Below are 4,771 nucleotides of genomic sequence, written 5' to 3'. Positions count from 1 at the left end.
AATTTGTGCCTTAAAACTCGGTGAAGAATGACATCTTCGCCGTGATTTTTGACTTGCCCGAAACCCTTGACAGAGGCCCGCCCCATTACGGAAGCAGGCTTTGGGAAGGGTGTTTCAACTTCTCAAAGGAGAGCCCCATGACCATCACCGCACAACCCCTGCCAGACCGTCCCGATCCGACCGTGATCGCGGCGCAGAACGACGCGTTTCGCAAGCTCGCATGCCTTGGAGTGCCGCCCGCCCAGCCCATCCAGGGCCGGATGCATGTCACCCGCTCGCTTATGGAGGCCAGCGACGGCTTCATGGCCGAGGCGGTGAAGGCCACTGGTGAGTTTGCAACATTCGAGCCTGAGAATGATCCCGAGGGATGGCACGATTTCGGGGCGGTCGAGATCCGCGGCGAGACCGTGTTCTGGAAGATCGATCTCTATGAGACAGATTCGGATTTCCGCTACGGGGCTGAGACCCCGGACAATCCTGCCACCACCATGCGCGTGCTGACCATCATGCTGGCGCGCGACTGGTAGAAGGGCAGGGGACACCCCCTCCTGACACCCCAGGCGATGAAGGCCCACTGACCCCTCAAAGGGAAAGTGGGCCTTTTGTCGTGGTGATCCCTGAAGCCGGGGATTGGTCGCGCGCAAGCGCGCGGGCCGCATCTCACCCACCTGGAAGGATATCCCATGACCACAAGCTTTGCCCCTCTCACCGTCGCCATCGGCGATCTGGTCCCGCATCCCGCCAATGTGCGCAGCAACGCGCCGGAAACTTATGACCCCGAGAACATCGCGCATCTGAAGGCCAGTATTGCTATTCTGGGCCTGCTCCAGCCTCTCCTGGTCCAGAAGCTTGACGGCAAATATGCTGTCCTCGCCGGCGGACGGCGCCATGCCGCGCTAAAGGCGCTGGTTGCCGACAAGGCCGCCAAGGGGTTCACGGCGAAGACCAAGGTGGACTGCCGCCTTGTGCCGGAAGACTGCGACGTCACCACGGCACTGTCGCTCGCCGAGAACATCACCCAGGCACCGATGAATGCCATCGACGAGTTCGAGGCCTTCGCTCGGATGATGGAGGTCGACGGCCAGACGCCCGAGACGATCGCAAAGACCTTTGGCACCACGGTGGCCGCCGTGAAAGGCCGGTTGCGCTATGGCCTTATCCACCCCGACATCCGCGCCGCGGCCCGGGGCAAGGTGATCACGCTCGACACGATGAAAGCCTTCGCCGAGCACCCGAGCCAGGAGGCGCAGCGCGAGGTCTACGAGGCGCTCACGAAAGACGGCGGCTATCTGCAGGCCTATACCGTGCGTCAGGCCCTCAAATCCCGCGGCGTGCAGGTCAGCGATGATATCGGGGCTTTCGTGCGCGAAGACTACGAGGCGCGTGGCGGTGCTGTCGCGGCTGACCTTCTGGAAGAGCATTCCGTGCTCGAGGATGCAGCACTGGTCGAGACCATCCTGCTCGAGAAGCTCGGTGCCGCTGCCGAAGAGGCCCGCATGAGGCTGGGCTTTGCCTGGGCCGATGCGATGGTCCGCTATGATTACGCGACCATGGCTGACTACGGCCGCGTCTATCCCGGCCCGATCGAGCCCGACGAGGCTGCCCAGAAGCGCATCGATGAGATCACCGCCGAGCTTGAGAAATTGCAGCTCGAGATGGAGGATGAGGGGCTCGAGGACGGTGCCTACAATGCCCTTTACGAGCGCGTGGACGCCTTGGAAGAGGAAGCACGCGATCTGCAGGAGGCCTACAGCACCGAGGACCTCGCGCGGTCTGGGGTGATCGCGTCGTGGCAGGGTGGGCAGATCACGCTCCATGTTGGCCTCGTCCGCCCGGAAGACACCGTCAAAGAGGAGGGCGCGCGCGGCTCCTCGGCTAGCCCGACCGGGGAGGTAGTCCCGGACCCTGGCGAAATCACCTACCCGGCCTCGCTGGCTGAGGACCTCAAGACCGAGCGAGCCATGGCGCTTGGGGCCGCGATGGCGCTGCATCCGGAGGCCACACTCGATCTGACGCTCTTCAAGCTGGTCAGTGACGTTCTGGCCAGCGGCATGAGTGTCACGCAGGCGATCAAAATCGATGCCCGCAAGGAATACCGCAGCCATGCCAAGATGGACGAGATCGACGAGACCTCGCTCGAGCAGGTGGCGGCGGCGCATGATGTGCTTGAGCTCTCCTGGCTCGATGACACCCGCGCGCCCGCCGATCAGTTCGCGGCGTTTCGCGCGCTGGAGGTCGGCGAGAAGGCCAAGCTCGTCGCCTATGCCACGGCCAGCACCACGCAGTCCTGCTTTGCCCGGGATCGCCAGCGCGACAGCCTGATGCATGCGTTCGAGATCGAGATCATGCCCGATATCCGCGCCCACTGGACGCCGAATGCGGCGCTCTTCAACCGCTTCAAGAAGGCTTGGCTCCTGAAGATCCTCGGCGAGGATCTGGGTCTCGCCCAGGAGGCGGTGACGCTGGCCTCGTCGAGCAAGAAGGAGATCGTCGCCTTCTGCGACAAGCTCTTCGCCGAACCCTTCGCCACCCTCACCGACGCGCAGCGCGCTGCCGTGACCGCCTGGTGCCCGCCGATGATGCAGACCAACGGTGTCGCCTCTGATGAGGCGGAGCCCGCTGCGGAAACCCCGGAGCCTGACAGCGAGGTCCCGCAAGCGGCCTGAGTCCTCACGCGACCCGCGCGTGGATCATGCCACCCGCGCGGGTCGACCCTTCCAAACCGAACAGAAAGACATCCCCATGGCTATTCTCAAGTTCTCTGCCTCCGCTGTCGCGGCGCAAATCGCCCATGCGCGCGCCTGCAAAACCTTCCTGCCCAACTGGAACGGACCCGTGGACAGGCCCGCCCTGATCCTGATCGTCGGCAATGGTGTGCATCTGCGCTCAAACGGCATCGATGGCACGACCACCCGCATCGTCACCACCGAACAGGCCGATCCGTCCTTCGCCTTCGCCGAAGGCATGAACCCGTTTCGGGACACCGACTGGATGGCGCAGCGCCGCATGGCGTTTCGCGATCTGACCGGCCAGTTCTACACCGACATCCTGGATGACGTGCAGGTGCTCATCGACCGGGGGCGGGGGGCCATCCGGCTCGCCACCGATGGCCACAGCATCCGCGTCTTCGTGCGCCGGGCTTCGGACTATCTCATCGGCGGGACCTACGAGGTGCCCTCGGGCCTCGGCGGCACCTTCCGGGTCATTCTCAAGGATGCCTGCGACACCTTCGCGATCGTGCAGAACTGCGGCAATTGCGAGGATTTCGACGCCATGCAGCCCTACCGCGTGCCGCTCGATGCGCTGATGGAAATCGATGACCGGAGGGCGGCGTGATGGGATGGCTTTTCTACACCGACGGCCGCGTCCAGACGTACGCGGATGAGAAAGCGGAGATTGCTCGGCTGTGCACCTTCGAGGGCGAAAGGCGCAAGACGGAACTGGTCAAAGCCTGCAAGGTGGGTTCGACTTGGTACGCGGCGGCAAAGGTCATCAATCTCGACGGCACCCCTGTCGAAGACACGACCTATGTGACCGATGCGGACGGGTCGATCACTTTTGGCGCTGTCTTCCTCACCCGATACGATGACGGCTGCTGGGGCTACAAGGACATGGAGGAAAGCGCGGGACCGGTCGAATCCCGCGCGCCACTGAGCCTATTGGCCCTGCTGTCCGAGCTGAAAGACCCAGACAGCTATGCTCATGCCTGGCGCCAGCGCTGCCAGGACTGGGCTGCGATCCCGGACTACGAGGAAGGCGACAAGATCAAGCTCGCAGCACCTGTGACGCTCACCGATGGCAGTACCTGCCAGATAGTCACCGCGACGCACTACAGGCGGGGTCGGCAGAAACGCCGCTGCTACCGCATCGAGGAAACCGGTGGGCTCGTACGCCTGTCGAAGGCCTCGCTTGCGGGCTCGGAGCTGCTCAGCTCTGCGAAAGTCGCGGCCAGTCCTGTGCTGGCGGAGTTCCTGGCGGGGCAGGGTGGCTGAGTTTCCCGCTGAGACAACACCACGGGACCACGCGCGCACATACTGCCGACTTGAATTCGTATCTCAAATGAGATACATCACTCCCATCAACTGGAGGACCATCCATGCCTGCCCAAACATCCATGCTTCATGTCCGTGTTGACGATCAGCTGAAAGCACAGGCTTCGGACGCACTTGCGGGCGTCGGTCTGACGCTCTCCGACGCGGTGCGTATTCTTTTGACCCGCGTAGCCGCAGAAGGCGGCTTGCCTGCCGGATTGACCGCTGATCCGGATGCCTATGACGCCTGGTTCAGGGCGAAGGTACAGGAAGCGCTGGACGATCCAAGGCCCACAACGCCCCATGCCAAGGCGATGCAAGACGCCCAGGCATTGATTGACGGGAAGCGCCTTGCCAAATCTTGAATGGAAAGCCACGGCCATAGCCGACTTGCTGGCAATCATTGACTACATCTCTGACGACAACCCGGATGCCGCCCAAGTTCTCAAAGACGAGATTGAACACAAGACGTCCCTCCTTCCAGAACGCCCTCATACCAATGGCCTGATTGTTTGACTCGCAGAGGATTCCCTTCTGGCGAAAAATCTGAATCACTGTCTTCAAATGATGGAGGCTTTGATGGCAGTTGAAATCACACGAAAAGACCTGTCGGCTGGCGATCTTCGAGCGGTGGCGGCGCGGACGAAGGATGCGAAGGCGGCGCGTCGGATGCTGGCGATTGCACTGGTTCTGGAAGGCTCGGATCGCAAGACGGCGTCGGAGACCTGTGGCATGGATAG

At 62.6% G+C, this 4,771-nt stretch carries 6 protein-coding genes; all 6 read left to right on the top strand.

Features of this window, described 5'->3' with window-relative positions; genetic code table 11:
* Window positions 1-137 precede the first annotated feature (137 nt).
* The 6 genes from ABIE58_RS19955 to ABIE58_RS19930 all read left to right on the top strand — a co-directional run bounded on the left by ABIE58_RS19955 (window position 138) and on the right by ABIE58_RS19930 (window position 4,547).
* Complete coding sequence (locus ABIE58_RS19955; protein WP_354546368.1) at window positions 138-527, top strand: DUF3768 domain-containing protein; 390 nt, start codon at window positions 138-140, stop codon at window positions 525-527.
* Between the two features lie 156 nt (window positions 528-683).
* On the top strand, window positions 684-2,666 hold the full coding sequence (locus tag ABIE58_RS19950; RefSeq protein ID WP_354546367.1) for a ParB/RepB/Spo0J family partition protein: 1,983 nt from the start codon (window positions 684-686) through the stop codon (window positions 2,664-2,666).
* Between the two features lie 76 nt (window positions 2,667-2,742).
* Window positions 2,743-3,336, top strand: coding sequence for a regulator (locus tag ABIE58_RS19945; protein ID WP_276154153.1), 594 nt, complete (start codon window positions 2,743-2,745; stop codon window positions 3,334-3,336).
* Complete coding sequence (locus ABIE58_RS19940) at window positions 3,336-3,992, top strand: DUF6927 domain-containing protein (protein WP_354546366.1); 657 nt, start codon at window positions 3,336-3,338, stop codon at window positions 3,990-3,992. The genes ABIE58_RS19945 and ABIE58_RS19940 overlap by 1 nt, the downstream gene beginning before the upstream one ends.
* Before the next feature lie 104 nt (window positions 3,993-4,096).
* Window positions 4,097-4,396, top strand: a complete 300-nt coding sequence (locus ABIE58_RS19935; protein ID WP_044353023.1) for a type II toxin-antitoxin system RelB/DinJ family antitoxin — start codon at window positions 4,097-4,099, stop codon at window positions 4,394-4,396.
* On the top strand, window positions 4,383-4,547 hold the full coding sequence (locus tag ABIE58_RS19930; protein WP_354546365.1) for a type II toxin-antitoxin system RelE/ParE family toxin: 165 nt from the start codon (window positions 4,383-4,385) through the stop codon (window positions 4,545-4,547). Before ABIE58_RS19935 ends, ABIE58_RS19930 begins: the two co-directional genes overlap by 14 nt.
* Window positions 4,548-4,771 lie beyond the last annotated feature (224 nt).

The organism is Roseovarius sp. MBR-78 (assembly GCF_040547535.1).
Classification (GTDB): Bacteria; Pseudomonadota; Alphaproteobacteria; order Rhodobacterales; family Rhodobacteraceae; genus Roseovarius.
Note: the sequence above shows the minus strand (reverse complement) of the source record. Positions and strands in the feature narration are given on the sequence as shown.